Here is a 26,329-nt window from a genome sequence, read left to right on the forward strand (position 1 = left end):
AAGTCGGCCGAAGCGCATGCGCCCAGGCTACACCGGCGAGCGGGTCGTGCGCACACGGGCGTGCCACCGCTGAGACGGTCGCCGCATCGGCGACACTTCCGGGTATGAGAACTGCGCGCCTGCCCCTGCTCGCCGTCGTCGTGTCGACCCTGGTGCTCACGGTCGGCTGCGCGACGACTCCTGCCGGTCAGGCGTCACTCACGCCCCCGCCGCCGTCCGGGCCGGTCGTGGTGCCGGGAACGGTCATCGACGACGGGTCCGAGGTGGAGCTGTGCCTGGGCGCCGTGGCCGAGTCCGCTCCCCCGCAGTGCGACGGGATCCCGCTCGCCGAGTGGAGCTGGGACGGTCTCGACGGCGCGACGGAGCTGTCGGGTGCGAGGTGGGGCGCCTACGCCGTGCACGGCACGTACGACGGCCGGGTCGTCACGGTCACCGAGGCACCCGTGCCGCTTGCGCTCTACGACCCGGCACCGATCGAGGACCCGACCGGTGGCAGCCCGGGCAGCGCCGACGAAGCCACCCTCCGCGACGTCGAGCAGCGGGTCCACGACACCCTCGGCGAGACGGTGCTGGCTTCCGGCGCCTACGACGGGCGCCTCTGGGTCACGGTGGTGTGGGACGACGGGACACTGCAGCGCGCCGCGGATGCAGAATTCGGCGACGACGTCGTCGTCGTGCAGTCCGCGATGCGCGAAGTGGGCTAGAAGCCGAGCCGGCCCAGCTGCTTCGGGTCGCGCTGCCATTCCTTCGCGACGCGCACCCGCAGCGACAGGAACACCCGCCGCCCCAGCAGCGGCTCGATCTGAGCGCGGGCGCGGGCTCCGACATCCGCCAGGCGCGAGCCCTTCCGTCCGATGATGATCGCCTTCTGACTGTCGCGCTCGACGACGATGTTCGCGTAGACGTCGGTGAGGTCGGAGTCCTCGCGGTCGGACAAATCCTCGATGGTCACCGCGATCGAGTGCGGCAACTCGTCGCGCACGCCCTCGAGCGCCGCCTCGCGGATGATCTCGGCGATGCGGTCCTCGGTCGACTCGTCGGTCACGACGTCGTCGGGGTACAGGGCCGGACCTTCGGGCATGAGGGCGAGCAACTCGTCGGAGAGCACGTCGAGCTGCTCATCCGTCACGGCCGACAGAGGGATGACGGCGGCCCAGTCCTCGCGGAGGCTGTCGACCTCCATGAGCCGCTCCATGATCTCGTCGCGTCCGGCGAGGTCGGTCTTGGTGACGATGGCGACCTTCTTGGCGCGCGGGTAGCCGTCGAGCGATGCCGCGATGCGCCGGTCGCCCGGGCCGACCTTGTCGACCGCGGGCACCAGGAAACCGATGACGTCGACGTCGCCCAGCACCTGCTCGACGAGGTCGTTCAGGCGCTGTCCGAGCAGCGTGCGGGGCTTGTGGATGCCGGGGGTGTCGACGATCACGAGCTGCCCGGCCGGCCGGTTGAGGATGCCGCGGATGGCCCGACGCGTCGTCTGCGGCTTGTCGCTGGTGATGGCGACCTTCTCGCCGACGAGCGCGTTCGTCAGCGTCGACTTGCCCACGTTGGGGCGGCCCACGAACGTCACGAACCCCGAACGGTGCGATTGATCGGTCATCGGTCTTCTCCTCTTGCTTCCACCCGGATGCCGCCGGTGCGGGGGTTCGGATCGTCGGCGATGTCCTCGGTCGGCGCGCGCTCGACGAAAACCGTCGCGAGGCCGCGCCCGCGCCCGCGCGAGACACCGCCGGTGATCATGAGGCCGTCGGCGACGACGGTCGCTCCCGGCATGGGCACGCGGCCCAGCTGCTTGCCCAGCAGCCCGCCGATCGAATCGACGTCGTCATCGTCGAGCTCGAGCCCGAACAGCTCGCCGACCTCGTCCAGGCCCAACCGGGCGCTCACGCGGTAGCGGCCCGGCTCGAGCTCGACGACTTCGGCCGCCCCACGGTCGTACTCGTCGGCGATGTCGCCGACGAGCTCTTCGATGAGATCTTCGAGCGTGATCAGCCCGGCCACGCCGCCGTACTCGTCGACGACGAGACACACGTGCACGGCATCCCGCTTCATCTGCTGCAGCAGCGTCTCGGCGCGCATCGACTCGGGTACGAACAGCGCCGTGCGCGCGACGCGCCCCACCGGCACGTCGCGCCAGCCGGCGGCCTCGCCGTACGAGAACTGCACCAGGTCCTTCAGGTAGACCACACCGACGATGTCGTCGCGCTCGTCGTCCGTGACGGGCATGCGTGAGACACCGCGCTCGAGGAACAGCGCCAGCGCCTCGTGGGTCGTCGCGGTCTGCGCAACGGTGACCATGTCGGTTCGGGGCACCATGACGCTGCGGACGAGGGTGTCGGTGAAGTCGAAGACGGAGTGGATGAGATCGCGGTCGTCGGCCTCGATGAGGTCTTGCGAGGCGGCCTCGTCGACCATGCTGAGCAACTGCTCCTCGGAGGCGAACGACGTGCCGCGCGAGACACCCGGGGTCACCCGGTTGCCGACGATCACGAGCAGGTGAGCGAGCGGGCCCAGGACGATGCGGGCGCCCCGCACGATGGGGGCGCACGCGATGAGGAGACCCCGGGCGTGCTGGCGACCGACCGAGCGCGGGCTCGCGCCGACCAGCACGAACGACACCGCTGTCATCAGCAGCGCGGCCACGAGAATCGCCCACCAGAGGTTCTCGAGTGCGAGGGTCAGCGCCGCCGTGACGAACACGGCAGCGGTCGACTCGGCGAGGATGCGGATGAAGACGACGGCGTTTCCGTGCGCCGTCGTGTCGTCGGCGATCCGCCGCAGGGCGTTCTGCTGCCGGCCGAGTTCGGCCCAGTCGGACAGGTCGGAGCGGGACGTCACACCCAGCGCGGCATCCAGCGCCGCCATCAGACCCCCGAGCGCGACCAGGAAGACGGCGCCGAGGGCGAGGAGGAGCTCGGTCACGCGCGGCGGCGCTCGCTCGCGTGGAAGGCCGAGATGAGCTCGCGCTGGAGCCCGAACATCTCGCGCTCCTCTTCCGGCTCGGCGTGGTCGAAGCCGAGCAGGTGCAGCAGCCCGTGGGTGGTGAGCAGGATGAGCTCGTCGAGGGTGGTGTGGCGCGCGGCCTGGGCCTGCGTCTCGGCGACCTGGGGGCACAGCACGATGTCGCCGAGTAGACCGGGGGGCGTCGGCGCGTCCTCGGTGCCGGGGCGCAGCTCGTCCATCGGGAAGCTCAGGACGTCCGTGGGTCCGGGCTCGTCCATCCACTGCACATGCAGCGACTCCATCGCCCCCTCGTCGACGAGCAGGATGGCCAGATCGGCGTCGGGGCTGACGTTGAGCTGCGCCAGATTGTGCTCTGTCAGGCGCAGCAGCACGGTCTCATCGACCGAGACCCCGGACTCGTTGGTGATCTCGATGGTCATGAAGAACGTCCTCGTTTCGGGAGTCGATCGCGGGCACCGGCGGGGCGGGCCGTCGAACGACGCTCGGCCCGGTTGGCGAACTCGCTGGCCTCGTCGCGCTCGCGCCGCGCCAGCAGCCGCTGCTCGTCGTATTCGCTGTACGCGTCGACGATCCGGCCGACGAGCGTGTGACGGACGACGTCGTCGCTGGTGAGGGTGGCGAAATGGATGTCGTCGACGTCCTTCAGCACCCGCGTGACGGTGCGCAGACCCGAGGTGCCCTGGGGCAGGTCGACCTGGGTGATGTCGCCCGTGACCACCATGCGGGTACCGAAACCGAGACGCGTCAGGAACATCTTCATCTGCTCGGGTGTGGTGTTCTGCGCCTCGTCGAGCACGACGAACGAGTCGTTCAGCGTGCGCCCGCGCATGTACGCCAGCGGCGCGACCTCGATCGTGCCCGTCGCCATGAGCTTGGGCACGAGCTCGGGGTCGAGCATCTCGTTGAGCGCGTCGTACAGCGGGCGCAGGTAAGGGTCGATCTTGTCGGTCAGGGTTCCCGGCAGGAATCCGAGCCGCTCTCCCGCCTCGACCGCCGGCCGCGTGAGGATGATGCGGTTGACCTCTTTGCGCTGCAGGGCCTGGACGGCCTTCGCCATCGCCAAGTAGGTCTTGCCCGTGCCCGCCGGGCCGATACCGAAGACGATCGTGTTCTCGTCGATCGCGTCGACGTACGCCTTCTGACCGAGCGTCTTCGGCCGGATCACTTTGCCGCGCGACGACAGAATCGCCTCGCCGAGCACCTCGGACGGCCGAGGGCCCTCGTCGCCGGGCGACCGGCGCTGCAGGATGCGGTTCGACGTCGAGACGTCGCTCGGATCGAGGCCCTGACCGGCGCGGGCCATCGCGATGAGCTCGTCGACGAGCGCGCGCGCCGCGGCGACGGCATCCGCCGATCCGGTGAGGGTGATCTCGTTGCCGCGCACCAGGACGTCGACATCGGGGTGCTCTCGCTCGACGACGCGCAGGAGACGGTCTTGCGGCCCGAGCAACTGGACCATGGCGACACCGTCGGCGAAGATCGTCGCGACGGCGGGTTCGGAAGCGTCAGCCACCGAGGCTCCCTTCGGAGAGGCCACCGGCCAGGACGTGGGCATGGACGTGGAACACCGTCTGCCCAGCTCCGGCGCCGGTGTTGAAGATGAGGCGGAAGTCACCGTCGGCGTGCTCAGCCGCCACGGCGTTCGCGAGGCCGATGAGCTCGCTCAGCAGAGCGGGGTCGGCCGCGGCGAGCTCGACGACGTTGCGGTGCTCCGCGGTCTTGGGGATCACGAGGAGGTGGACCGGCGCCTGCGGCGCGATGTCGCGGATGGCGAACACGTTCTCGGTCTCGGCGATGATCTCAGCCGGGATCTCGCCGCGGAGGATGCGCGTGAAGACGGAGGGTTCGCTCATCCACTCAGTCTATCGACGGCGGACCGGCGCGGGACGGCGAGAAGCGTCACCATCTCCCCCAGGCGACGTTGACCACGCCGAGCGCGGCGGGGCCTGCCGTCGACGTGCGCAGCACTGTGTCGCCGAGTCGCACGAGAGTGGCGCCGGCGCGGCGCAGTTCGTCGAGCTCCTCGGGCGAGATGCCGCCCTCAGGCCCGACGACCAGATCGACGTCGCCGTCGCCGAGATCGACCTCGCTCAGGCGCTCGGTGGCGGTGGGTTCGAGCACGAGCATGCGGGTGTGCTCGGCGCGCGCGACGAGCTCGCGTGTCGTCACGGGGGCGCCGACCGCCGGCAGCCACGGCCGGTGCGCCTGCTTCGCAGCCTCGCGCGCGATCGTCGTCCAGCGCTGCACGCCGCGCTCGAGCTTCGGTCCCGCCCATCGCGAGACGCTGCGCGCCGCCTGCCAGGGCACGATGCCGTCGACGCCGAGTTCGGTGCTCGCCTGCACCGCCAACTCGTCGCGATCGCCCTTGGCCAGAGCCTGGACGAGGGTCACGCGCCGGGCGGGCGCCGGCTGCTCGACGCGTGAGCGCACGATGACGCTCACGCGCTTGGGATCCACCGACGCCACCTCGCCCGTGACCCACACCCCCGCGCCGTCGCCGACCGTCACGGTCTCGCCCGCGCGCACCCGGCGGACGCCCGCCGCGTGATGCGCCTCGGCCCCGGTCAGGTCGACGGTCTCGCCCACGCCCGCCTGCAGCGGCGCATCGACGACGAAGTGCAGCGCCACCGGCTCAGCTGTTCCGGAAGCGGTCGCGCAGCTTCGCGAACATGCCCTGGTGGAACTCCGCGAGGTGCGGCGCGGGTGCCTTCGTACGCCGCTTGAGCTCCTCGATGAGCGCGCGCTCCTTCGCGTCCAGACGCGTGGGCGTCACGACGTGCACGCCGACTCGCAGGTCGCCGCGGGTGGAACCCCGCAGCGGCGTGATGCCACGGCCCTTGATCGTCAGGACGTCACCGGACTGCACGCCGGGCCTCAGCTCGAGCTCGACCGATCCATCGAGGGATTCGATCGTCGTCGTCGCACCCAGCACGGCGTCCGGCATCGACACCTCGAGGGTCGCGAGCAGGTCGTCGCCCTCCCGACTGAACACGTCGTGGGGTTCGACGGTGACCTCGAGGTAGAGGTCGCCGTTCGGACCGCCCGCGGGGCCGACCTCGCCGGAGCCGGGCAGCTGCAACCGCAGGCCGGTCTCGACGCCGGCTGGGATGTCGAGCGAGACGGTGCGGCGGGCGCGGACACGTCCCTGCCCCTGGCACGTGGTGCAGGGGTAGGGAATCGTCGTGCCGTAGCCCTGGCACACGTTGCACGGCTGAGAGGTGACGACGTTGCCGAGCAGGCTGCGCACCGTGCGCTGGACGTTGCCCGCACCGTGGCAGACGTCGCACGTCACCGGCTGCGTTCCCGGCTGGCAGCACGAGCCCTGGCAGGTGTCGCAGAGGACGGCCGTGTCGACCTCGATATCGCGGTGGACGCCGAAGACGACATCCCCCAGCTCGAGCGTCACGCGCACGAGGGCATCCTGCCCGCGCTCGCGCCGCGACCGCGGGCGTCCGGCACGCCCACCGCCGCCGGCTCCTCCGCCGAAGAACGTCTCGAAGATGTCGCTGAACCCGCCGAATCCGCCGGCGCCGCCGAAACCACCGGCGGCGTCGCCGCCCATGTCGTAGCGCTGCCGCTGCTCAGGGTCGCTGAGCACGTCATAGGCGTGCGTCACGAGCTTGAAGCGCTCGGAAGCGTCCTCCCCCGGATTGACGTCGGGGTGCAGTTCGCGCGCGAGGCGTCGGTACGCCTTCTTGATCTCGTCGGGCGACGCGTCGCGCGCGACGCCCAGGACCTCGTAGTGGTCAGCCACGGATCGCCTTTCCGCCCGTGCGGGCGTGGATGGATACGGTCAGCGGGAGCTCTCGTCGTCTTCGAGCAGCCGGCTGAGATAGTGAGCGACGGCACGGACCGTCGCGAGGTTGGTCGGGTAGTCCATGCGCGTCGGCCCCATGAGACCGACGCGCGCATGCGAACCCGGCACGTCGTAGTCGCTCGTCACGACGGACGCTTCCGAGAGCCCGAAGGCCTCGTTCTCGCGGCCGATACGGGTGGCGACTCCCCGCTCGTCGGCGACCATCTCGCCCATCAGGCGCAGCAACGTCACCTGCTCCTCGATCGCCTCGAGCAGGGGGTAGATGCTGCCGCGGAAGTCGGCCTCGCGACGGGCGAGCGTGGCGGTGCCGGCCATGACGAGCCGGTCCTGCCGGAAGGTCTCGAGCTCTTCGACGAGGATGCGGGCGATCTCGCGCACGGCCTCGCCGATGGGATCGCCCGCGGACTGGCCTTCGGCCAGTGCCGACACCGCCTGCGACGCGTCACGGATCGAGCTGCCGGTCACGGCGGCCCGCAGCGTCGCCTTCGCGACGGCGAACTGCGCTTCGTCGAGCAGGGTCCGCACGACGCCGACCCGCTGCGAGACCCGCCCGGTGTCGGTCACCACGATCACGACGAGCCGTCCGCCGCCCAGGTCGACGAGCTCGAGGTGCGAGACCTGAGCCCGCGCGAACGAGGGGTACTGCACCATCGCGACCTGGCCGGTCAGTTGCGTGAGCGCCCGCACCGTGCGCACCAGCAGATCGTCGAGGTCCGACGGCCCGTCGAGGAAGGTCGCGATCGCCGAGCGCTGCGCCGAGCTGAGGGGACGCAGTCCCGCGAGGTGGTCGACGAAGACGCGGTAGCCCTTGTCGGTGGGCACGCGACCCGACGACGTGTGCGGCGCCGCGATGAGGTCTTCGTCCTCGAGCAGAGCCATGTCGTTGCGGATCGTCGCCGCAGACACGCCGAAAGCGTGCCGCTCGACGATCGACTTGCTGCCGACCGGCTCGCGGGTATCGACATAGTCCTGCACGATCGCTCGCAGCACCTGCAGTCCGCGTTCCGAGACCATGTCACCTCCTCGCTGGCACTCGCTATAGCTGAGTGCCAATTCTATCGCGAACGGAGGTGGGATCGCCGCCAGGACTCACTCGGTGAGCGCACGCACGACGGCGTCGGCCATGAGACGACCGCGACGCGTGAGGATGACCCGACCGCGCACCGCCGCCGCTCCCTCGATGAGGCCGTCGGCGATGAGCGCCGCCACGTTGCGCCGGCCTTCCTCCTCGAGCTCGGCGACGGGCAGGCCGTCGACGATGCGGGTGCGCAGCAGCACGGACTCGAGGCGTCGAGCCGCGGCATCCGGTCGTTCCCGGCCCGCCGCGGGTGAGGCGTCCATCGCGAGGCGCTGGGCGTAGGCCGCGGGGTGCTTGACGTTCCACCAGCGCAGACCGCCGACGTGGCTGTGAGCACCGGGCCCGTAGCCCCACCAGTCGGTGCCGCGCCAATACGCGAGGTTGTGGCGCGACCTCTGATCCGGCGAGGTCGCCCAGTTCGACACCTCGTACCAGGAGTACCCCGCGGCCGCGAGCAACGCGTCGGCCGTCTCGTACATGTCGGCCTGCAGGTCGTCGTCCGGAGCCGGCACCTCGCCGCGCCGGATCTGGCGTTCGAGCTTCGTCCCGTCCTCGATGATCAGGGCGTACGCCGAGACATGATCGGGCGCGAGAGCGACGGCCGTCTCGACGGATCGACGCCAGTCCGCGAGGCTCTCCCCCGGCGCGCCGTAGATGAGGTCGAGCGACACGTCCAGCCCCGCCGAGCGCGCCGCCGACACCGCCGTCGACACGTTCGCGGGGTCATGCGTGCGATCCAACGCGGCCAGCACGTGCGGCACCGCGGACTGCATCCCGATCGACAGGCGCGTCACTCCGGCCCCGGCGAGTTCCTCAGCGACCGCGGGCGTCATCGTGTCGGGGTTGGCCTCGACCGTGACCTCGGCCCCCGGCGCGATGCCGAAGGTGTCGCGCACGCCGGCGAGCATGCGCGCGAGGTCCCCCGGCGGCAGCAGCGTCGGCGTGCCACCACCGAAGAAGACGGTCGCGGCGGGGCGGCGGGAACCGCGCGTGTCGAGTACCCGCGCCGACAGCGCGATCTCGCGCAACACCTCATCGGCGTACGCGTCCTGGCGCGCTCCGCGCAGCTCGGTGGCGGTGTAGGTGTTGAAGTCGCAGTACCCGCAGCGCACCCGGCAGAACGGCACGTGCAGGTACACGCCGAAGTCGATGTCGGGCGAGACGACGAGGTCGTCGGGCAGAGCTCCGTCGGCGGGAGCGGGATCGCCGAGGGGCAGTGCTGAACCCATCAGGACCCGGGGGTGGCGTACAACGGCGAGATCGCGCGCAGGTAACCCTGGAACAGCAGGCGACGGCGGCGGCGGACGAAGGCCGGCAGCATCCGGTACAGCATCGCGGTGGGCCGGTCGAAGGCGCGCACGACGAACCACACCTCGTCGTTGTCGCGCCACTCGAGCAGGAACGACTCCTCGCCACTGACGACGGAGCCGTCGACCGTGCCGAGGGCGAACGCGACGCGGCGCGGCTCCTCGTCGACGAAGATCACGCGCAGCTCGCCGTCCGCGCTGTGCCCCGCGACCCGGCCGTGGACGCGCAGCGTCGTGCCCGCTCCGACGTACGGGGTGCCGTCGGCGTCGAAGCGCTGCTCGTGCTCGAGGCTGCTGGGAGCGACCGCGTTGCCCTCGTCGTCGAACGCGACGCCCGTGTACATGGGGCCGGACGCCGGTCGCACGTCGGTGACGCGCAGGCCCGCTCCGCGCAGCGCGCTCCACGACATCAGCAGGTCGGCGGCGGTGTCGAAGCGCGCTTGTCCGCTGCCGATGCGCCACGCGTCCTCGGCGGGGATGCTGCGCTCGGGCGGGTAGGCCATCAGGTCGTGAGCCCGGGTCGCCCCGACCGCCGCGTAGTCGACGGTCTCGTCACGGAAGGTCCCGCGTCGGTGATGCATCGCTCTCCTCGTGGATCCGGTGGGGACTACTTCTTGTCCTTGCCCTCGACGTCGCCCGAGAGCGCCGCGATGAAGGCTTCCTGGGGCACTTCGACCCGCCCGACCATCTTCATGCGCTTCTTGCCCTCTTTCTGCTTTTCGAGGAGCTTGCGCTTACGGGTGATGTCACCGCCGTAGCACTTCGCGAGAACGTCCTTGCGGATGGCGCGGATGTTCTCGCGCGCGATGATGCGCGCACCGATGGCGGCCTGGATGGGCACCTCGAACTGCTGACGCGGGATGAGCTTGCGCAGCCGCTCGGTCATCATCGTGCCGTACGCATAAGCCTTCTCACGATGCACGATCGAGCTGAAGGCATCCACCTTCTCGCCCTGCAACAGGATGTCGACCTTCACCAGGTCGGCGGTCTGCGACCCGGCCGGCTCGTAGTCGAGGCTGGCGTAGCCCTGCGTGCGCGACTTGAGGTGGTCGAAGAAGTCGAAGACAATCTCGCCGAGGGGCATGTTGTACCGCAGCTCGACGCGGTCCTCGCTGAGGTAGTCCATGCCCAGGAGCGTTCCGCGACGCGACTGGCACAGTTCCATGACCGTGCCCACGTAGTCCTTCGGGGCGAGGATGCCGACCTTGACGACCGGCTCCGACACCTCCGCGACGCGCCCGTCGGGGTACTCGCTCGGGTTGGTCACGACGACCGTCTCGCCCGTGTCGGTTGCGACCTCGTAGGTCACCGACGGTGCGGTCGTGATGAGGTCGAGGCCGAACTCGCGCGAGAGCCGCTCGGTGATGATCTCGAGGTGCAGAAGGCCGAGGAAGCCGCACCGGAACCCGAAGCCGAGCGCCACCGATGTCTCGGGCTCGTACTGCAGCGAAGCGTCAGAGAGCTTGAGCTTGTCGAGCGCTTCGCGCAGGTCGCCGTAATCACTGCCGTCGATCGGGTAGATACCCGAGAAGACCATGGGCTTCGGGTCGGTGTACCCGGGCAGGGCGTCGGTCGCCGGCTTGCGGTGGTTGGTGATGGTGTCACCGACCTTCGATTGACGCACATCCTTCACGCCGGTGATCAGGTAGCCCACCTCGCCGACGCCCAGACCCTTCGTGGGGATCGGCTCGGGGCTCGACACACCGATCTCGAGCAGCTCGTGCGTCGCGCGCGTCGACATCATCTGGATGCGCTCGCGCGGCTCGAGCTTGCCGTCGACCATGCGGACGTAGGTGACGACGCCGCGATAGGCGTCGTACACCGAGTCGAAGATCATGGCGCGTGCCGGGGCGGCAGGGTCGCCGACGGGCGCGGGGATGCGGTCGACGATGCGGTCGAGCAGATCCTCGACGCCCATGCCGGTCTTGCCGCTGACGCGGAGCACGTCCGCCGGGTCGCCGCCGATGAGGTTCGCGAGCTCCGCCGCGTACTTCTCGGGGTCAGCGGCGGGAAGGTCGATCTTGTTCAAGACCGGGATGATCTGCAGATCGTTCTCGAGCGCGAGGTACAGGTTCGCGAGGGTCTGAGCCTCGATGCCCTGTGCGGCGTCGACGAGCAGGACAGCACCCTCGCACGCGGCGAGGGAGCGGCTGACCTCGTAGGTGAAGTCGACGTGGCCGGGCGTGTCGATCATGTTGAGGGCGAACGTGCCGGCGTCCTTCGACCACGGCATCCGGACGGCCTGGCTCTTGATCGTGATGCCGCGCTCACGCTCGATGTCCATGCGATCGAGGTACTGGGCACGCATATCGCGGTCGGCGACAACGCCGGTGATCTGCAGCATCCGGTCGGCGAGGGTCGACTTGCCATGGTCGATGTGGGCGATGATGCAGAAGTTGCGGATTTGCTCGGGCGGCGTGGCGGCGGGCGCGAGCGGCTGAAGTGCGCGCGGAGACATGTCCTGGGAAGTCTACCCGGGGCCCCGACGCTCGACACCCGCGGCCGTTCGACGCGCGGGAGAATACGTCGTCGGATGCCGGACACGCCAGCAATCCGTCGGGTGAAAAACAATTAACCATCCCGCTACTTGCCGAACACGTCGATCGCGTCGAATGCTCAGTGCGGCGGCCGGCGGTTGCGCGAACTCACCGCGCCCGGTCCGCTTCCCCCGGAGAGCACCGTGATCACAGCAGACCCCGTCGCGCCCGCGCGACGACCGTGGCAGAGATGGACGGCATCGAGCGCCGCCCTCGCGATGGCGATGGGAGGTGTGAGCCTCGGCGCGATGCCCGCCACGGCGGCCGTGTCGCCCGACGCGGCCGTCGTCATCGACGAGATCTACGGGGGCGGCGGCAACAGCGGTGCGCCGCTGAACCGCGACTTCATCGAGCTGCGCAACACCTCGGATGCAGCCGTCTCGCTCGACGGCTGGAGTGTCCAGTACACCTCGGCGGCCGGCGGCGCCGGATCATCGCGCTGGCAGGCGACCTCGCTCAGCGGCGAGGCGATCGCCCCGGGCGGCTCGTTGCTGGTCGGCCAGGCGTTCGGCACGAACCGCGATCTGCCGAGCTTCGCCGCTGACGTCGAGGGCACGATCGCGATGAGCGGGACCGGCGGAAAGGTCGCGCTCGTTCGCGGCACCGATCCGATCGTCGGCGCCACGGGTGTGGCTGCCCTCGAGAACGTCGTCGACGTCGTCGGCTGGGGCGCCGCGACGGACTTCGCGGGCACTGCCGCGCCGGCGACGACCAACAGCACGAGCGTTGCGCGCGACGCGGACGCCACGAACACGGGCGACAACGGCGCCGACTTCCGCGTCGGCGCTCCGACGCCGCGGGGCGCTGCGCCCGCCGAGCCGACGGATCCCACGGAGCCGGCCGAGCCCACGGATCCCACGGAGCCCACGGAGCCCACGGAGCCGGAGCAGCCCGCGGAACCCGCCGTCGTCACCATCGCCGACATCCAGGGAACGGGCGGCCGTTCACCCCTGGCCGGACAGACGGTCACGACGGAGGGCATCGTCACGGCGCACTACCCCACGGGCGGGTACAACGGGTACGTCATCCAGACGGGCGGCACCGGCGGCGCGATCGACGTGGCGACGCATCGGGCGTCCGACGCCGTCTTCGTGTACTCCCCCGCGGCCGTCGGAGAGGTCTCGCTCGGCAGCACGGTGCGCGTCACCGGCGTCGTCGGTGACTACTTCGGTCTGACGCAGCTCACCGTCGGCCCCGGCAGTGCTACCGCGATAGCCGCTGCGGCGCCGGTTCTCCCCGCCACGGTCGCGTGGACGACCGACGATGCACAGCGGCAGTCGCTCGAGTCGATGCTCATCCAGCCGCAGGGCGACTTCGTCGTCGCCGACAACTACAACCTCAACCGTTTCGGCGAGCTCGTGCTTGCGACGGGCACCGAGCCGCTCCGCCAGCCGACGGATGTCGCTCGCCCCGGTTCCGCCGAGGCGGCGGCCGTCGCCGCCGACAACGCCGCCCGGCGGGTCGTCCTCGACGACGGGTCGTCGACGAACCTCGGCGCGGCCGGTGCCACGCCGCCGTACATCTCGACCGCCGACCCCATCCGCGTCGGCGCACCGGTGGCGTTCGATGCACCGGTGATCCTCGACTATCGCAACAATGCGTGGAAACTGAGCCCCGTACGGTACATCGTCGCCGGTGAGAACCGCGACGACGACATCACCGTCGAGAACACCCGAACCACCCGGCCGGCGGAGGTCGGCGGTGACGTCTCGGTCGCATCGTTCAACGTGCTGAACTACTTCACGACGCTGGGCGTCGAGGACACCTCCTGCGAGGCCTACACCGACCGCGAAGGCAACGGCACGAACGTCCGGGGCGGCTGCGACCAGCGCGGCGCATGGGATGCGGCATCCTTCGAACGTCAGCAGGAGAAGATCGTCGCCGCCATCAACGCGCTCGACGCCTCGGTGGTCGGTCTCATGGAGATCGAGGACTCCGCACGCCTCGGCGAGCGGGCCGACGAGGCGACCGCGTCCCTCGTCGCGGCGCTCAATGCCGCGGCCGGCACGGAGCGCTGGGCGTTCGTGCCGTCTTCGGACGAGCTCCCGGATGCCGCGGGGCGCGACGTCATCACGAACGCGATCATCTACCAGCCGAGCGATGTCGAACGCGTCGGTGACGCCCGCGCGCTCGGCACGGAGTCGGACGCCGGTGAGGCATTCCAGAACGCACGGGCCCCGATCGCTCAGGCCTTCGAGCCCGTCGACGGCGGCGAGCCGTTCCTCTTCGCGGTGAACCACTTCAAGTCGAAGGGCTCGGCGGGCCCCTGGGCCGGAGACGCGGACGCCGGTGACGGCCAGGGCGCGTCGAATGAGTCGCGGGTGCGCCAGGCCCGTTCCCTCGATGCCTGGGTGGAGCGGATCCAGGGCGACGTGGAGTCGGTCCTGCTGGCGGGAGACTTCAACGCCTACTCGCAGGAGGACCCGATGCAGGTCTTCTACGAGTCGGGATATGTCGACGCGGGCATCGCCTTCGACGTGACCGACACCAGCTACGTGTTCCAGGAGCTCTCGGGCTCGCTCGACCACGTCCTCATGAACGAGGCAGCTTACGACCGTGCCACGGGCGCCGATGTGTGGAACATCAACGCGGGCGAGTCGATCTTCCTGGAGTACAGCCGGTACAACTCCTTCCCGGTGGACTTCCACGAGGGCGGCCCGTACCGCTCATCGGACCACGATCCGGTCAAGGTCGGCCTCTCGGCGGAAGCTTCGGCCCCCGTCGAACCGATCGATCTGACGCTGCTCGGGATCAACGACTTCCACGGACGCATCGCGGGCATCACGCCGCCCAAGCCCGCCGTGGGAGAGACCAAGGCGCAGCCGGAGATTCCCGGCACGGTCGGGTTCGCCGGCACCATCGAGGAGCTCCGCGCCGACGCACCGGAGGCGATCCTGCTGTCGGCCGGTGACAACATCGGGGCCTCGCTCCCCGCTTCGTCGCTGGCGCAGGACGCACCGACGATCGACGTGCTCAACGCGCTCGAGCTGCGCGCGAGCGCCGTGGGCAACCACGAGTTCGACCGCGGCTTCGCCGACCTGGGCGACCGCGTCATCCCCAGCGCGGACTTCTCGCACCTCGGCGCGAACGTCTACGCGAGCGGCACCCGTGAGCCGCAGCTCGACGAGTACGAGCTCATCGAGTCCCAGGGGCTCACGGTGGCAGTCGTCGGCGTGGTGACGCAGGAGACCGCGTCGCTCGTCAGCGGCCCCGGGATCGCCGGTCTCGAGTTCGGCGACCCCGTCGAAGCGGTGAACCGTGTGACGGCCGACCTCACCGACGGCGAGGGCGAGCAGGCTGACGTGATCGTCGCGGTCTACCACGAGGGCGCTGCCGACAACGCCTCCGACGCGAGCCTGGCCGACGCCGTCGCCGACAGTGCGGTGTTCGACCGGATCGTGAACGAGACCTCCCCCGACGTCGCGGCCATCTTCACCGGGCACACCCACAAGCTGTACGCGTGGTCCGCGCCGATCCCCGGCACGGACCGCACGCGTCCGGTCGTGCAGACCGGCTCGTACGGTGAGTTCGTGGGCAAGATCGTGCTCTCGGTCGACCCGCGTACGGGAGCGGTCCTGTCGCACACGCAGGAGAACGTCGGGCAGACCAAGACGCCCGCCGCAGAGCTGATCGCCACCCACCCGCGCGTCGCGGAAGTCAACGAGATCGTCCAGCGCGCGCTGGCGGACTTCGCCGAGGTCGGCAACCGCCCGGTGGCGACCATCTCCGCCGACATCACGAGCGCGTACTCGGGCGGCGCCTACGTCGACGGCGTCTACGCCGGAGGCAAGCGCGACAACCGTGCGGCGGAGTCGTCGCTCGGCAACCTCGTCGCCGAGTCCATCCGCTCCAACCTCGCGAACCTGCCGAACGGCGCACAGATCGGCGTGACGAACTCGGGAGGACTGCGGGCCGACCTGTTCGACACCCAGGCCGAGTTCGGCGCGAACGCGGTAGCGGGTGTGCCGGACGGCACCATCACGTGGGGTCAGGCATACGCCGTGCTGCCGTTCAACAACACGATGGCGCTGGTGACGCTCACCGGTGCCGACTTCGTGCGCGTCCTCGAGCAGCAATGGCAGCGCGACAAAGACGGCAACGTGCCGTCGCGTCCCTACCTGCAGCTGGGCCTGTCCGACAACGTGAGCTACACGTTCGACGACACCCGCCCGGAGGGCAGCCGGATCACCTCGGTCACGGTCGACGGACAACCGCTCGATCTCGACGCCGAGTACCGCATCGGTACGCTCTCGTTCCTCGCATCCGGCTCGGGGGACAACTTCCGCGCCTTCGCCGCCGGCACCGACTACGTCGACACCGGCTTCCTCGACCACGAGGCCTGGATCGAATACCTCGGCGAGCAGCAGCCGGTCGCCCCCTCGTTCACGAAGCACGCCGTCCGCGTCCAGGGAGTCCCCGAGACCGCGGCTGCGGGCTCGACGCTCGAGCTCACCGTGTCGAACCTCGACATGACGAGCCTCGGCGCGCCCCAGAACGGGGCGGTGGACGTCTCGCTCGGCGGCGAGGTCATCGCGTCCGCGCCGGTCGCGGGCGGAAGCGCGGTGGTGTCCGTGCCGCTCCCGGCGAACCTCCCCGACGGCGCCGCCGAGCTCGCCCTCACGACGGATGCCACGGAGACGACGGTCGCCATCCCCGTTCGGATCGGCGAGCCGAGCACCGAGCCGGGGACCGACCCCGGCACTGGGGCGTGGGCGCAGGTCGAGCTCTCCACGACCCGAGTCGAGCAGGGCGGGTTCGTCGATGTGCGGGTCTCGGGCCTCGAGCCCGGCCAGCAGATCGGCGCCACGGTGTTCAGCGACCCGATCGTGGTGCGCGGCATCCCGGTGGCGGACGCATCCGGCGTCACCTCCTTCCGGATCGCGATCCCCGCCGACTTCGCCGTGGGGGCGCACACGCTGCGGATCACGGCGGCCGGTGAGCAGCCGCTGGAGTTCGGACTCACCGTCGTGCGAGCCGGACAGCTCGCGGTGAGCGGCGCCGAGACGCCGCTGGGTGCCTTGCTGGCCGCGTCGATGCTCCTCGTCGCCGGTGGTGTGTTCGCGGCGACGCGGCGGCGGCCGACGGTCCGCGAGGGCTGAGCCCGCGATACGCGAGCAGAGTGAGGGCGGTCGGGAAACCGGCCGCCCTCACTCGTCGCCGTCCTGCCCGCTCGCCCAGGCGATGCACCGCTTCGGCTTCGTAGAGTGGGGGCATGACCGCTCAGGTGGTGCTCGTCCACGGCATCCGGACGTCCGCGACCATGTGGCGCGCGCAGGTTGCACATCTGCGTGACCGTGACGTCGCCGTGAACGCTGTGGACCTGCCGGGTCACGGGACGCGGATGTCCGAGACGTTCACCCTCGACGGGGCGTTCGCCACGATCGACGACGCCGTGCGCGGTGCCGCCGAACGCGGGCCGGTGCTGCTGGTCGGGCATTCGATGGGTGGGCTGCTCAGCACCGCGTACGTCGGCAACGAGGAGCGTCCGCCGGTGTCCGCGTTCATCGCGGCATCCTGCACGGCGATCCCTCGAGGGTTCGGTCTCGCGGTCTACCGCGCGCTCGCGCTCGGCTTCGACCGCCTGCCCGGACGCGGACAGCGCATCACCGACTGGGTGCTCGACCGGACGCTCCCGGTCGAGACCCGCCCCGACTTCGGCGCCGGCGGCTATGCGTACGACGCACAGGATGCCGCGCTCGCGAGCCTGTCGGTCCTCGACCTCCTCGCGGCACTGCGCCGCATCGACGTGCCGACGTGGTTCGTGAACGGCCAGTACGACCAGCTGCGGGTCAACGAGCGACTGTTCTCACAGCTGGCGCCGGCGGCGGAGTTGATCGTCGTCCCACGAACGAGCCACCTGGTCACTGCGATGCGGCCGCGGGTCTTTAACGCCGTGCTCGATCTGGCGCTTGCCAGGATGGCCGATACCGGATCCCGCGACGCGACCTGATAGACTCGGAATTCGGCTTGCCGTGTGGGTTCCTCCCTCACACGACCGCCGTGTGGCACCCCTCTACTGCCGCCCGGCACATCCACCGAAAAACTCCGAACGAAAGATACGTCGAACGTGGCGAACATCAAGTCGCAGATCAAGCGCAACAAGACCAACGAGAAGGCGCGCGAGCGCAACAAGGCGATCAAGAGCGCGCTGAGGACCGAGGTGCGTCGCACCCGCGAGGCCATCGCCGCTGGCGACAAGGCCGCCGCTGAGAAGGCTCTGGCGACCGCGTCGAAGAAGCTCGACAAGGCCGTCAGCAAGGGCGTCATCCACGAGAACCAGGCTGCGAACCGCAAGTCGGCCATCGCCAAGAAGGTCGCCGCTCTCTGAGCCGTCGCTTTCCGAAGGCCCGTCCCGTTCCGGGGCGGGCCTTCTTCGTTGCTGCTGCGATGCCACGCCTCGGTGGCGGCGCGCCCGCGGTGGCGTCAGGACCCGTACGGCGCGCGGGTCGCGATGACCGTGACGAGACGCTCGACCGCGAAAACCGGGTCGCGAGAGGCGCCCTTCACTTCGGCGTCGGCGCGGGCAGCAGCCTGGATGGCGGTGGCGAGAGCGGACTCGGTCCATCCGACGAGGTCGCGCTTGGCCCGGTCGACCTGCCAGTCCTTCATGCCGAGACGTGCTGCGAGGGCCGACGACGACTCGCGGGTTCCGGCGACGCGTGCCATCGTGCGCAGCTTCGACGCGATCGCCGCGACGAGCGGCACCGGGTCGGCCCCGCTCGAGAGCGCATGGCGCAGCGTGAGCAGGGCCTCGCCGTAGCGCCCGGCGATGGCCGTGTCGGCGACGGCGAACGCTGTGGTCTCGACCCGACCGCCGTAGTAGCGCTCGACGACCTGATCACCGATGTCGCCGGGGACGTCGGAGATGAGCTGCTGGCACGCGGCGGCGAGCTCGGTGAGATCGTCAGCGAACGCCGAGACGAGTGTGCGCAGCGCCGAGGGCGCGATGCGCTTGCCCGCGGACGAGAACTCCCCCGCGGCGAAATCGAATCTGTCGGAGTCACGCTTGATCGCCGGCACGGCGATCTCCACGCCACCGCCCGTTCCGGCGCGGATCGCGTCGAGGAGCTTCTTGCCGCGGACGCTGGCGCCGGTGTGCCGGAGCACGACGGTCGCTCCGTCCTGCGGGTTCTCGAGGTACGCCAGCGCCTCGGTGAGGAAGGCGTCGGAGCACTTCTCGACGCCGGCGACGCGGACCAGGCGGGGCTCGCCGAACAGCGACGGCGACGCCATGCCGAGAAGCGTGCCTGCGGCGTAGTCGTCGGCGCGGACGTCGGACACCTCGAGGCTCGGGTCTTCCGCCTTGAGGTAGTCGCGGAGGCCGGCGATCGCCCGCTCGGCGCACACCTCTTCGGGACCGGCGACGAGCACGATCGGAGCAGGCTCGGGTGACCGCCACGACAGCTGCCGGATGGCCGACTTCGCAGTGCCACGGGCGGCAGGACGTCGGGTACTCGGCGGCATGTTCCCAGCCTAATCGGCACCGGTGACATCGCCTGCCGACGGCGTCACCCGGCCCACTGGACTCAGCCGGGACGCTGGCGCCAGAGCTCGAGCCCGCGCTGCGTCTCCGCGACGGCAGCGGCCCCCGAGCGGTCGGTCCGGACGACCGCGGCGCCGGTGCCGACGAGGACGTCGAGGATCTCGGCCCGTGGATGGCCGTAGTCGTTATCGCCGACACTGATCAGCGCGATGCGCGCGGTGATGCGTTGATAGAGCCCCGCGGACTGATCCGCACTGCCGTGGTGGGCGACCTTCACGACGTCGAAACTGCCCCTCACCGCAGGTGAGAGCGCGACCTGAGGCGTTTCCGAGAGGTCGCCGAGCAGAATCGAGCGCGGGATGCCGCCGCCCTCGATCGTCAGGACGACGCTCGCGTCGTTGCCGGGCGGGTACGCGACCCCGCTGCTGCGCGGCCAGAGCACACGCCATCGCGCATCGCCGAGCACCCCCGACATCCCGGACGACGCCGTCTGCGTCGCCGCCCCTGCGCCGACGAGGTCGCTGAGGAGCGCCTCGTCGGCGGGTTCTCCGACCGGTCCGTGCACGACGGTCTCCACCCGTCCGCGCACGGCCGCGACTCCTCCGCTGTGGTCCAGGTCGAAGTGAGTCAGCACCAACAGGTCGAGCCGCTCCACTCCGAACAGCTCGAGGCACGCCGCGAGCGCTTCCGGGTCGGGGCCGGTGTCGACGAGGGCCGTCCGTTCGGCCGAACGCAGCAACAGCGCGTCGCCCTGCCCCACGTCGCAGATCGCGATCGACCAGTCCCCGGGAACGCCCCCGCGCTGAATCGGCCCCGCGAGCACGAAGACCCCGCTCCCGACGCCGGCCGCGGCGGCGAGGACACCTGTTGCGAGGCGTCTGAGGAGCCGCGGAGCGCGCGGTATCAGCGCGATGAGCACGGCAGCGCTGAGAGCGAGGGCGGCCGCGGCGCCGGGTAGGTCGGCGATCCAGGGCACTGCATTGCCCGGGAGGACCGAGACGAGCCCCGCCGTCGCGGCGATCCACGCGCACGGTAGCCAGGCGAGCGCAGCGAAGCCCGATGCGAGCATGGGCACCCCCACCGACAGGCACGCGGCGAGCCCGGCGATCGTGGCGAGCGGCGCCGCAGGAGCGGTCAGCACATTCGCGAGCACCGCGTAGACCGGAAGCCGAGGATCGATCAGCACGATGAGCGGCGTGCAGGCCAGCTGCGCCGCGAGCGGCACCGCAACGGCCAGCGCGAGCGGGCGCGGCATGACCCGAGCGAGCGTGTCGCCGACAGGGCCGGCTGCGAGCAACAGGGCGCCCGTCGCCGCGGCCGACAACGCGAAGCCCAGGCTGCCGGCGAGCCAGGGATCGGCCACGAGGCAGGCGACGATGGCGAGGGAGAGGACGGAGACCCCTGCTCCCGCCCGACCCAGCAGCACCGCGAGCATCGCGATCGCGGCCATCGCCGCGGCCCGGACGACACTCGGCTCGGGTGAGACAAGCAGCACGAAGCCGACGAGGACGACCAGCCCCGCCGCAACCCGCCACCCGCGACGGAGCCCCAGCCCGGCGGCAGCGACGAAGGCGACGCCGACCACCAGGGCGCAGTTCGCGCCGGAGACGGCCGTGAGGTGAGAGAGCGATGCGGTCTTCATCTGCGCGTCCAGCTCGTCGGTCACCGCGGAGGTCTCGCCCACGGCCAGTCCGGCGATGAGGCCGGCACCGGGCTGCGGCAGCGTGTGCGACTGCGAGACGAGCGCGGATCGCAGACCCGCCGCCACGGCGAGGATGCCGGCCGGAGGGGCGCGCAGCTGCGGCGGCGGGCCGGCATCCACGACCAGGACGGCACGCTCTCCGGGTTCCGCGGGAAACGCCGAGCCGGTGACACGAATGGTTGCGCCCATATCGAGCCCGGTGGGCCTTTCCGCCGCGCGCACCACCACCGGTATCGACGCGTGCGAGGTCTCCTCCGCCGCTCCGATGCGGCTCGTGACGGCATCGAACCGCCATCCGGTGGGCGAACGCTCCACCTTCCCGGTCACGGTGGCATCCACCACGATCGACCGTCCGCCCGAGATGGGTAGGCTCACCGCCCGCTCGCGATCGGGATGCGCCACCGCGACATGGCCGGCGCTCGCGGCGGCGAATGCGCTCGCGATAGCGGCGATCGCGAGAACGGGGACGAGACGGCCATCATGAACGCGTCGTCGAGCGCCGAGCAGCGCCACGACAAGCGCGAATGCGCTCCCCCACAGAGCCGCAGCCCCGACAGCCGCGAGACCGGGGTATCGGGTCGCGACCAACGCCGCCGCCCACGTGACCCCGGCGACCGGGAGCAACCGCAGATCGCGGCGGTGGGTCCGCCCACTCACACGGTCACCTGGTCGCGGAGCGCCTCGATCATCTTCTCGCCGATCCCCGAGACCGCGAGCAGATCCTCGACACTCGTGAAACGACCGTTCTCCTCGCGCCAGGCGATGATGCGCTCGGCCAGCGCCGGCCCCACCCGCGGCAACGTGTCGAGCGCTGCGGCATCCGCGGTGTTCAGGTTCACCGGGCCATTCGCGCCCGCGCCGCCCCCGCTGCTCGATTCGTCGGGTGACGCGGGCGGTGGCGCCTCCCCGGCGGCCGGCACATAGAGCTGCTCACCGTCAGTGACCATCCGGGCCAGATTCACCCCCGCCGGGTCAGCGGCGTCGGTGAGCCCGCCCGCCGCCGCCACCGCGTCGACCACGCGTGCGTCCACGTCGAGGCGGTACAGACCGGGGTTCACGACCGCACCGTGGACGTGCACATAGACGGATGCCGGCTCCGCGACGACACCCGGTGATGCTGCCGGTGTCACCAGCTCGACCGGCGCTGCGACCGAGCGGAACATGCCGATCGCAACCGTTGCGCCGGCCGCCGCGAGGACGAGAACGATGACGGCGCCGACGCCGAGGCGGCGCCGTGCGGCCAAAGAATCACGACCTGTCACGCCGTCAGGCTAAGGATGCCGCGGAGGGCCGGAGGGACACGGCCCCGGGGGCTGGGGAGAGGGCGGCGGCACGCGGGATCGGGGAGGACGCAAGAATGCGAACCCACGCGACCGGCCGGGGAGGACCCCCGCCGGGACGACGAGGGGCCCGGTCCGCGCGGCAGACCGGGCCCCTCGATGCCGATCAGGCGGTGGTGAAGCTCACGACCTTCGGGGCGCGCACGACCGCGCGCGCGATCGCCCGACCGTTGAGCGCCCGCGTCACCTTCTCGTCGGCGCGGGCGAGGGCCTCGAGCTCGTCTGCCGAGATCTTCGCCGACACGCTGAGCGTGCCGCGGACCTTGCCGTCGATCTGGACGACCGCCGTCACGGAATCCTCGACCAGCAGGGTCGGGTCGGGCTGGCGCCAGGCGGTCAGGCCGACGAACGGCCGGTGACCGAGCATCGCCCACATCTCCTCGGCCGTGTGCGGCGCGAACAGGTCGAGCACGACGGCGATCGCCTCCGCGGCCTCGCGCACGGCGGGGTCGGACGCGCCGGCACCGGTGTCGATGACCTTGCGGGTCGCGTTCACGAGCTCCATCAGGCGCGCCACGACGACGTTGAACTTCGTCTGTTCCACCAGCCCGGGGACGTCGGCCCACATCCGGTGCGTGACGCGGCGCAGGGCGGTGTCGCCCTCAGCCCACACGACATCCGTCTCGCTGTCGACGTCGGCCGCCACGCGCAGCGCGCGAGCCAGGAACTTCGCGGCGCCCGTCGTCGAGACATCCGCCCAGTCCTTGTCATCCTCCACCGGACCGGCGAAGGCGAGGGCGACGCGCAGGACGTCGGCACCGTGCTGCTCGAGCTCCTCCTGGAAGAGCACCAGGTTGCCCTTGCTCTTCGACATCTTGGCGCCGTCGAGGATGACCATGCCCTGGTTGATCAGGCTCGAGAAGGGCTCGGTGAACTCGACCTGGCCCATGTCGAAGAGAGCCTTGGTGATGAACCGCGCGTACAGCAGGTGCAGGATCGCGTGCTCGACACCGCCGATGTAGAAGTCGACCGGACCCCACTTGTCGGCCTCGCGCGGCGCGAACGGCTGACCGGCGTCATTCGGCGACAGGAACCGCAGGAAGTACCACGAGCTGTCGACGAAGGTGTCCATCGTGTCGGGGTCGCGACGGGCCGGCTCGCCGGTCTCGGGGTCGGCCGTCGTCACCCAATCGGTCGCCGCACCCAGCGGTGATGCGCCCTTGGGGGTGAGGTCGAGCCCCTCGACGGAGGGCAGACGCACGGGCAGCTCGTCGGCGGGAACCGGGACGATGCGGCCGTCGTCGGAGTGGATCATGGGGATGGGCGTACCCCAGAAGCGCTGACGCGAGATGAGCCAGTCGCGCAGGCGATACGTCTTGGCGGCACGACCGGTGCCGCTCGCCGTCAGCTGCTCGATGGCGCGGGTGATCGCGTTGCGCTTGCTGAGTCCGTTGAGGGCCCCCGAGTTGATCATCCGGCCGTCGCCGGTGAGGGCGACACCGGTGCGGACCGGATCGATGTCGTCGATCTCGGACGCCGGCTCGATGGGCACGCCGTCCTCGTCGAGCTCGATCACGGGCATCGCACCGGTGACCGGCGCCGTGGTGTCGACGACGACCCGAACGGGCAGATCGAACGCGCGCGCGAAGTCGAGGTCGCGCTGGTCGTGCGCGGGAACGGCCATGACCGCGCCGTGCCCGTAGTCCGCGAGCACGTAGTCCGCGGCCCAGATCGGCAGCCGCTCGCCGTTGATCGGGTTGAGGGCGTAGCGGTCGAGGAAGACGCCCGTCTTCGGCCGGTCGGCGGTCTGCCGGTCGATCTCGCTCGTCTTCTGCACGGTACGCAGGTAGTCCTGGAAACGCGCGCGCACCTCGTCCGAGGAGTCTGCGACGAGCTCGGCGGCGAGGTCGGAGTCGGGAGCGACGACCATGAAGGTCGCGCCGTGCAGGGTGTCGGGGCGCGTCGAGAACACGGTGACCTTCTCGGCCCGTCCCTCGATCTCGAAGTCGATGTCGGCGCCGACCGATCGGCCGATCCAGTTGCGCTGCATCTGGATGACCTTCTGCGGCCAGAACCCCTCGAGCTGGTTCAGGTCGTCGAGCAGGCGGTCGGCGTACTCGGTGATCTTGAAGTACCACTGGGTGAGCTTCTTCTTGACGACCTCGTTGCCGCAGCGCTCGCATCGGCCGTCGACGACCTGCTCGTTCGCGAGCACCGTCTGGTCGTGGGGGCACCAGTTGACCGGGCTCTCTTTGCGGTACGCCAGACCCTTCTCGTAGAGCTTCTGGAACAGCCACTGGTTCCAGGTGTAGTACTCGGGGTCGCTCGTGTGGAGCACGCGGCTCCAGTCGAACGAGACACCGTACTCGTGCAGGCTCTGCTTCTGCTGCGCGATGTTGTCGTACGTCCAGGCACGGGGGTCGGCGCCGCGCTTGATCGCGGCGTTCTCGGCGGGCAGACCGAAGCTGTCCCAGCCGATCGGGTGCAGCACGTTGTACCCGCGGTGGCGCCAGAAGCGGGCGACGATGTCGGAGTAGAGGTAGTTCTCGGCGTGCCCCATGTGCAGGTCGCCGGACGGATACGGGAACATCGCGAGGACGTATTTGCGGGGGCGCTTGTCGTCGTCGCCGCCGGCGCGGAAGGGATCGGCGTCGGCCCAGGCGCGCTGCCACTTCGCCTGGATGGCGTGGGCGTCGAAAGCGGCGGAATCGGGCGCGGTCGCGCGATCAGTCGAAGTGTCGGTCACGGGTGAACCAATCTGGGAAGTGCGAGATGGGCGCGAAAGCGCACCATCCAGGCTACCGGACCCGTTCCCGCCAGCGCGGCGGCAAGTCCGCCCCGAGCGCGGCGAGCGGCGCGCGCGCCTTCAACGCGACCTCATCGACCTCCGCCTCGGGCTCCGAGCCCCACGTGATCCCGCCGCCCGCGCCCACGTACGCACGGTCGCCCGCGACGAGGATGGACCGGATCACCATCGCCAGATCGCCACGGCCGTCGTCGCCGATCCAGCCGAAGCATCCCGCGAACACACCGCGCGGCCCGCCCTCGAGCTCGTGCAGGATCGTCATCGCCGACAGCTTCGGCGCTCCGGTCATGCTGCCCGCGGGAAACGTTGCGGCGAGGACGTCGGAGAAGCGGATGCCGCGCCGCACCGCGCCCGCGACCGTGCTGACCAGTTGATGCACCGTCGGATAGGTCTCGACCTCGAGCAGGCGCTCGACGACCACCGATCCAGGGACGCAGACCCGCTGCAGGTCGTTGCGCATGAGGTCGACGATCATGACGTTCTCGGCGCGCTCCTTTGGGCTCGTGACGAGTTCCTGCGCCAGGGCGCGGTCCGCGGCGTCCCCGCCGTCGCGGCGCCGCGTGCCCTTGATCGGGCTCGTGCGGATCGCTCCCCCGTCGAGCTGGAGGAAGCGCTCCGGGCTCGCGCTGACGATCGCTGCGGCCCCCGACCGGATCAGTCCGCCGTGATGCGACGATGCCGTCTCACGCAGTCGCAGGAAGGTCTCGAGCGGATCGATCGCTCCGTGGGCGGTGACGTCGAACCGCGTCGTGAGGCACAGCTGGTAGGCGTCGCCGCGACGGATGGCCGCGCGACAGCGTTCGACCAGGGCCGCGTACGCGTCGGGCTGGACGCGCGCCGCGGCCGCGCCACGCAGCGGCGACCCGGCCACCGCGACGCGCCCTGCCGCAGCCTGGCGCCAGCTCGCCACCGTGTCGGCGAACGCCTCGAGCTCGTCCGCCGGAGCGACGAGCCACGCGGTGCGCGCGGCGTGGTCGAACGCGACCACCCGATCGACCCGCAGCCACATGGACGCCGGTACCGCATCATCGCGGCGGTGGGGGGCTCCGGCGGCCGCAGCCGCGGAGTCGTAGTCGCACCAGCCGACCCAGCCGCCGAGGAACGGTCCGGACGCGGCGCCCGCGTCGTGGACGCGCTGCGCCGTCCCATCCACGACAGGATCAGGCCGTTCGGCGGGAACGCCGGCACCGACCCAGCTCCAGCCATCGGCGGCATCCGGTCCCGCGTCGAGCCAGAACGCATGGTCGTCGGGCACGCCCGGGAACAGCGCCGACGGGTCGACCCACTCCTCGAGCGGACGGACGGCGATGGGCGCGGGCACACTCTCAGGCTATGCCGCCGCTGGCGGGCCCTAG

At 70.6% G+C, this 26,329-nt stretch carries 20 protein-coding genes; 4 read left to right on the forward strand and 16 right to left on the reverse strand.

Features of this window, described 5'->3' with window-relative positions; translation table 11 throughout:
* Positions 1-104 precede the first annotated feature (104 nt).
* Positions 105-704, forward strand: coding sequence for a hypothetical protein (locus PUW82_RS09155; protein WP_274221995.1), 600 nt, complete (start codon positions 105-107; stop codon positions 702-704).
* Here PUW82_RS09155 and era read toward each other — a convergent pair.
* The 11 genes from era to lepA all read right to left on the reverse strand — a co-directional run bounded on the left by era (position 701) and on the right by lepA (position 11,624).
* On the reverse strand, positions 701-1,600 hold the full coding sequence (gene era, locus PUW82_RS09160) for a GTPase Era (protein WP_274221996.1): 900 nt from the start codon (positions 1,598-1,600) through the stop codon (positions 701-703). The genes PUW82_RS09155 and era overlap by 4 nt on opposite strands.
* Positions 1,597-2,922 (reverse strand): hemolysin family protein, encoded by a 1,326-nt coding sequence (locus PUW82_RS09165; protein WP_274221997.1) that lies wholly within the window; start codon positions 2,920-2,922, stop codon positions 1,597-1,599. The genes era and PUW82_RS09165 overlap by 4 nt, the downstream gene beginning before the upstream one ends.
* Positions 2,919-3,383: an rRNA maturation RNase YbeY gene (gene ybeY, locus PUW82_RS09170; protein WP_274221998.1), complete on the reverse strand. Its 465-nt coding sequence runs from the start codon at positions 3,381-3,383 to the stop codon at positions 2,919-2,921. The genes PUW82_RS09165 and ybeY overlap by 4 nt, the downstream gene beginning before the upstream one ends.
* On the reverse strand, positions 3,380-4,519 hold the full coding sequence (locus PUW82_RS09175) for a PhoH family protein (RefSeq protein WP_274221999.1): 1,140 nt from the start codon (positions 4,517-4,519) through the stop codon (positions 3,380-3,382). The genes ybeY and PUW82_RS09175 overlap by 4 nt, the downstream gene beginning before the upstream one ends.
* Positions 4,470-4,817, reverse strand: a complete 348-nt coding sequence (locus PUW82_RS09180; protein WP_274222000.1) for an HIT domain-containing protein — start codon at positions 4,815-4,817, stop codon at positions 4,470-4,472. Before PUW82_RS09180 ends, PUW82_RS09175 begins: the two co-directional genes overlap by 50 nt.
* 46 nt (positions 4,818-4,863) lie before the next feature.
* Complete coding sequence (locus tag PUW82_RS09185; protein WP_274222001.1) at positions 4,864-5,592, reverse strand: 16S rRNA (uracil(1498)-N(3))-methyltransferase; 729 nt, start codon at positions 5,590-5,592, stop codon at positions 4,864-4,866.
* Positions 5,593-5,596: 4 nt separating this feature from the next.
* Positions 5,597-6,718 carry a molecular chaperone DnaJ gene (gene dnaJ / locus PUW82_RS09190; protein WP_274222002.1) on the reverse strand — a complete coding sequence of 374 codons (1,122 nt, stop codon included), beginning with the start codon at positions 6,716-6,718 and terminating at the stop codon, positions 5,597-5,599.
* 39 nt (positions 6,719-6,757) lie between these two features.
* On the reverse strand, positions 6,758-7,795 hold the full coding sequence (gene hrcA, locus PUW82_RS09195; RefSeq protein WP_274222003.1) for a heat-inducible transcriptional repressor HrcA: 1,038 nt from the start codon (positions 7,793-7,795) through the stop codon (positions 6,758-6,760).
* Between the two features lie 75 nt (positions 7,796-7,870).
* The gene (gene hemW, locus PUW82_RS09200; RefSeq protein WP_274222004.1) at positions 7,871-9,088 is read right to left on the reverse strand and encodes a radical SAM family heme chaperone HemW; all 1,218 of its coding nucleotides are present in this window, start codon (positions 9,086-9,088) and stop codon (positions 7,871-7,873) included.
* Complete coding sequence (locus tag PUW82_RS09205; protein ID WP_274222005.1) at positions 9,088-9,747, reverse strand: DUF1990 domain-containing protein; 660 nt, start codon at positions 9,745-9,747, stop codon at positions 9,088-9,090. The genes hemW and PUW82_RS09205 overlap by 1 nt, the downstream gene beginning before the upstream one ends.
* Before the next feature lie 26 nt (positions 9,748-9,773).
* A complete protein-coding gene (lepA, locus tag PUW82_RS09210) occupies positions 9,774-11,624 on the reverse strand; it encodes a translation elongation factor 4 (RefSeq protein ID WP_274222006.1) in 1,851 nt (616 codons plus the stop codon).
* Between the two features lie 222 nt (positions 11,625-11,846).
* Here lepA and PUW82_RS09215 point away from each other — a divergent pair, with 222 nt between their 5' ends.
* From PUW82_RS09215 to rpsT, 3 genes are all read left to right on the forward strand, one after another.
* Positions 11,847-16,802 carry an ExeM/NucH family extracellular endonuclease gene (locus tag PUW82_RS09215; RefSeq protein ID WP_274222007.1) on the forward strand — a complete coding sequence of 1,652 codons (4,956 nt, stop codon included), beginning with the start codon at positions 11,847-11,849 and terminating at the stop codon, positions 16,800-16,802.
* 113 nt (positions 16,803-16,915) lie between these two features.
* The gene (locus PUW82_RS09220; protein ID WP_274222008.1) at positions 16,916-17,653 is read left to right on the forward strand and encodes an alpha/beta fold hydrolase; all 738 of its coding nucleotides are present in this window, start codon (positions 16,916-16,918) and stop codon (positions 17,651-17,653) included.
* A 117-nt stretch (positions 17,654-17,770) separates the two neighbouring features.
* Complete coding sequence (rpsT, locus tag PUW82_RS09225) at positions 17,771-18,031, forward strand: 30S ribosomal protein S20 (RefSeq protein WP_274222009.1); 261 nt, start codon at positions 17,771-17,773, stop codon at positions 18,029-18,031.
* 95 nt (positions 18,032-18,126) lie between these two features.
* Here rpsT and holA read toward each other — a convergent pair whose 3' ends face one another.
* From holA to PUW82_RS09250, 5 genes are all read right to left on the reverse strand, one after another.
* Positions 18,127-19,167: a DNA polymerase III subunit delta gene (holA, locus tag PUW82_RS09230; RefSeq protein ID WP_274222010.1), complete on the reverse strand. Its 1,041-nt coding sequence runs from the start codon at positions 19,165-19,167 to the stop codon at positions 18,127-18,129.
* A gap of 62 nt (positions 19,168-19,229) precedes the next feature.
* Complete coding sequence (locus PUW82_RS09235; RefSeq protein ID WP_274222011.1) at positions 19,230-21,545, reverse strand: ComEC/Rec2 family competence protein; 2,316 nt, start codon at positions 21,543-21,545, stop codon at positions 19,230-19,232.
* Positions 21,542-22,150 (reverse strand): ComEA family DNA-binding protein, encoded by a 609-nt coding sequence (locus PUW82_RS09240; protein ID WP_274222012.1) that lies wholly within the window; start codon positions 22,148-22,150, stop codon positions 21,542-21,544. Before PUW82_RS09240 ends, PUW82_RS09235 begins: the two co-directional genes overlap by 4 nt.
* Before the next feature lie 184 nt (positions 22,151-22,334).
* Complete coding sequence (leuS, locus tag PUW82_RS09245) at positions 22,335-24,914, reverse strand: leucine--tRNA ligase (RefSeq protein ID WP_274222013.1); 2,580 nt, start codon at positions 24,912-24,914, stop codon at positions 22,335-22,337.
* Between the two features lie 52 nt (positions 24,915-24,966).
* Entirely contained in the window at positions 24,967-26,295 is a 1,329-nt protein-coding gene (locus PUW82_RS09250; RefSeq protein ID WP_274222014.1) for an anthranilate synthase component I family protein, read from the reverse strand.
* Between the last annotated feature and the right edge of the window lie 34 nt (positions 26,296-26,329).

The organism is Microbacterium thalli (assembly GCF_028737325.1).
Classification (GTDB): domain Bacteria; phylum Actinomycetota; class Actinomycetes; order Actinomycetales; family Microbacteriaceae; genus Microbacterium; species Microbacterium thalli.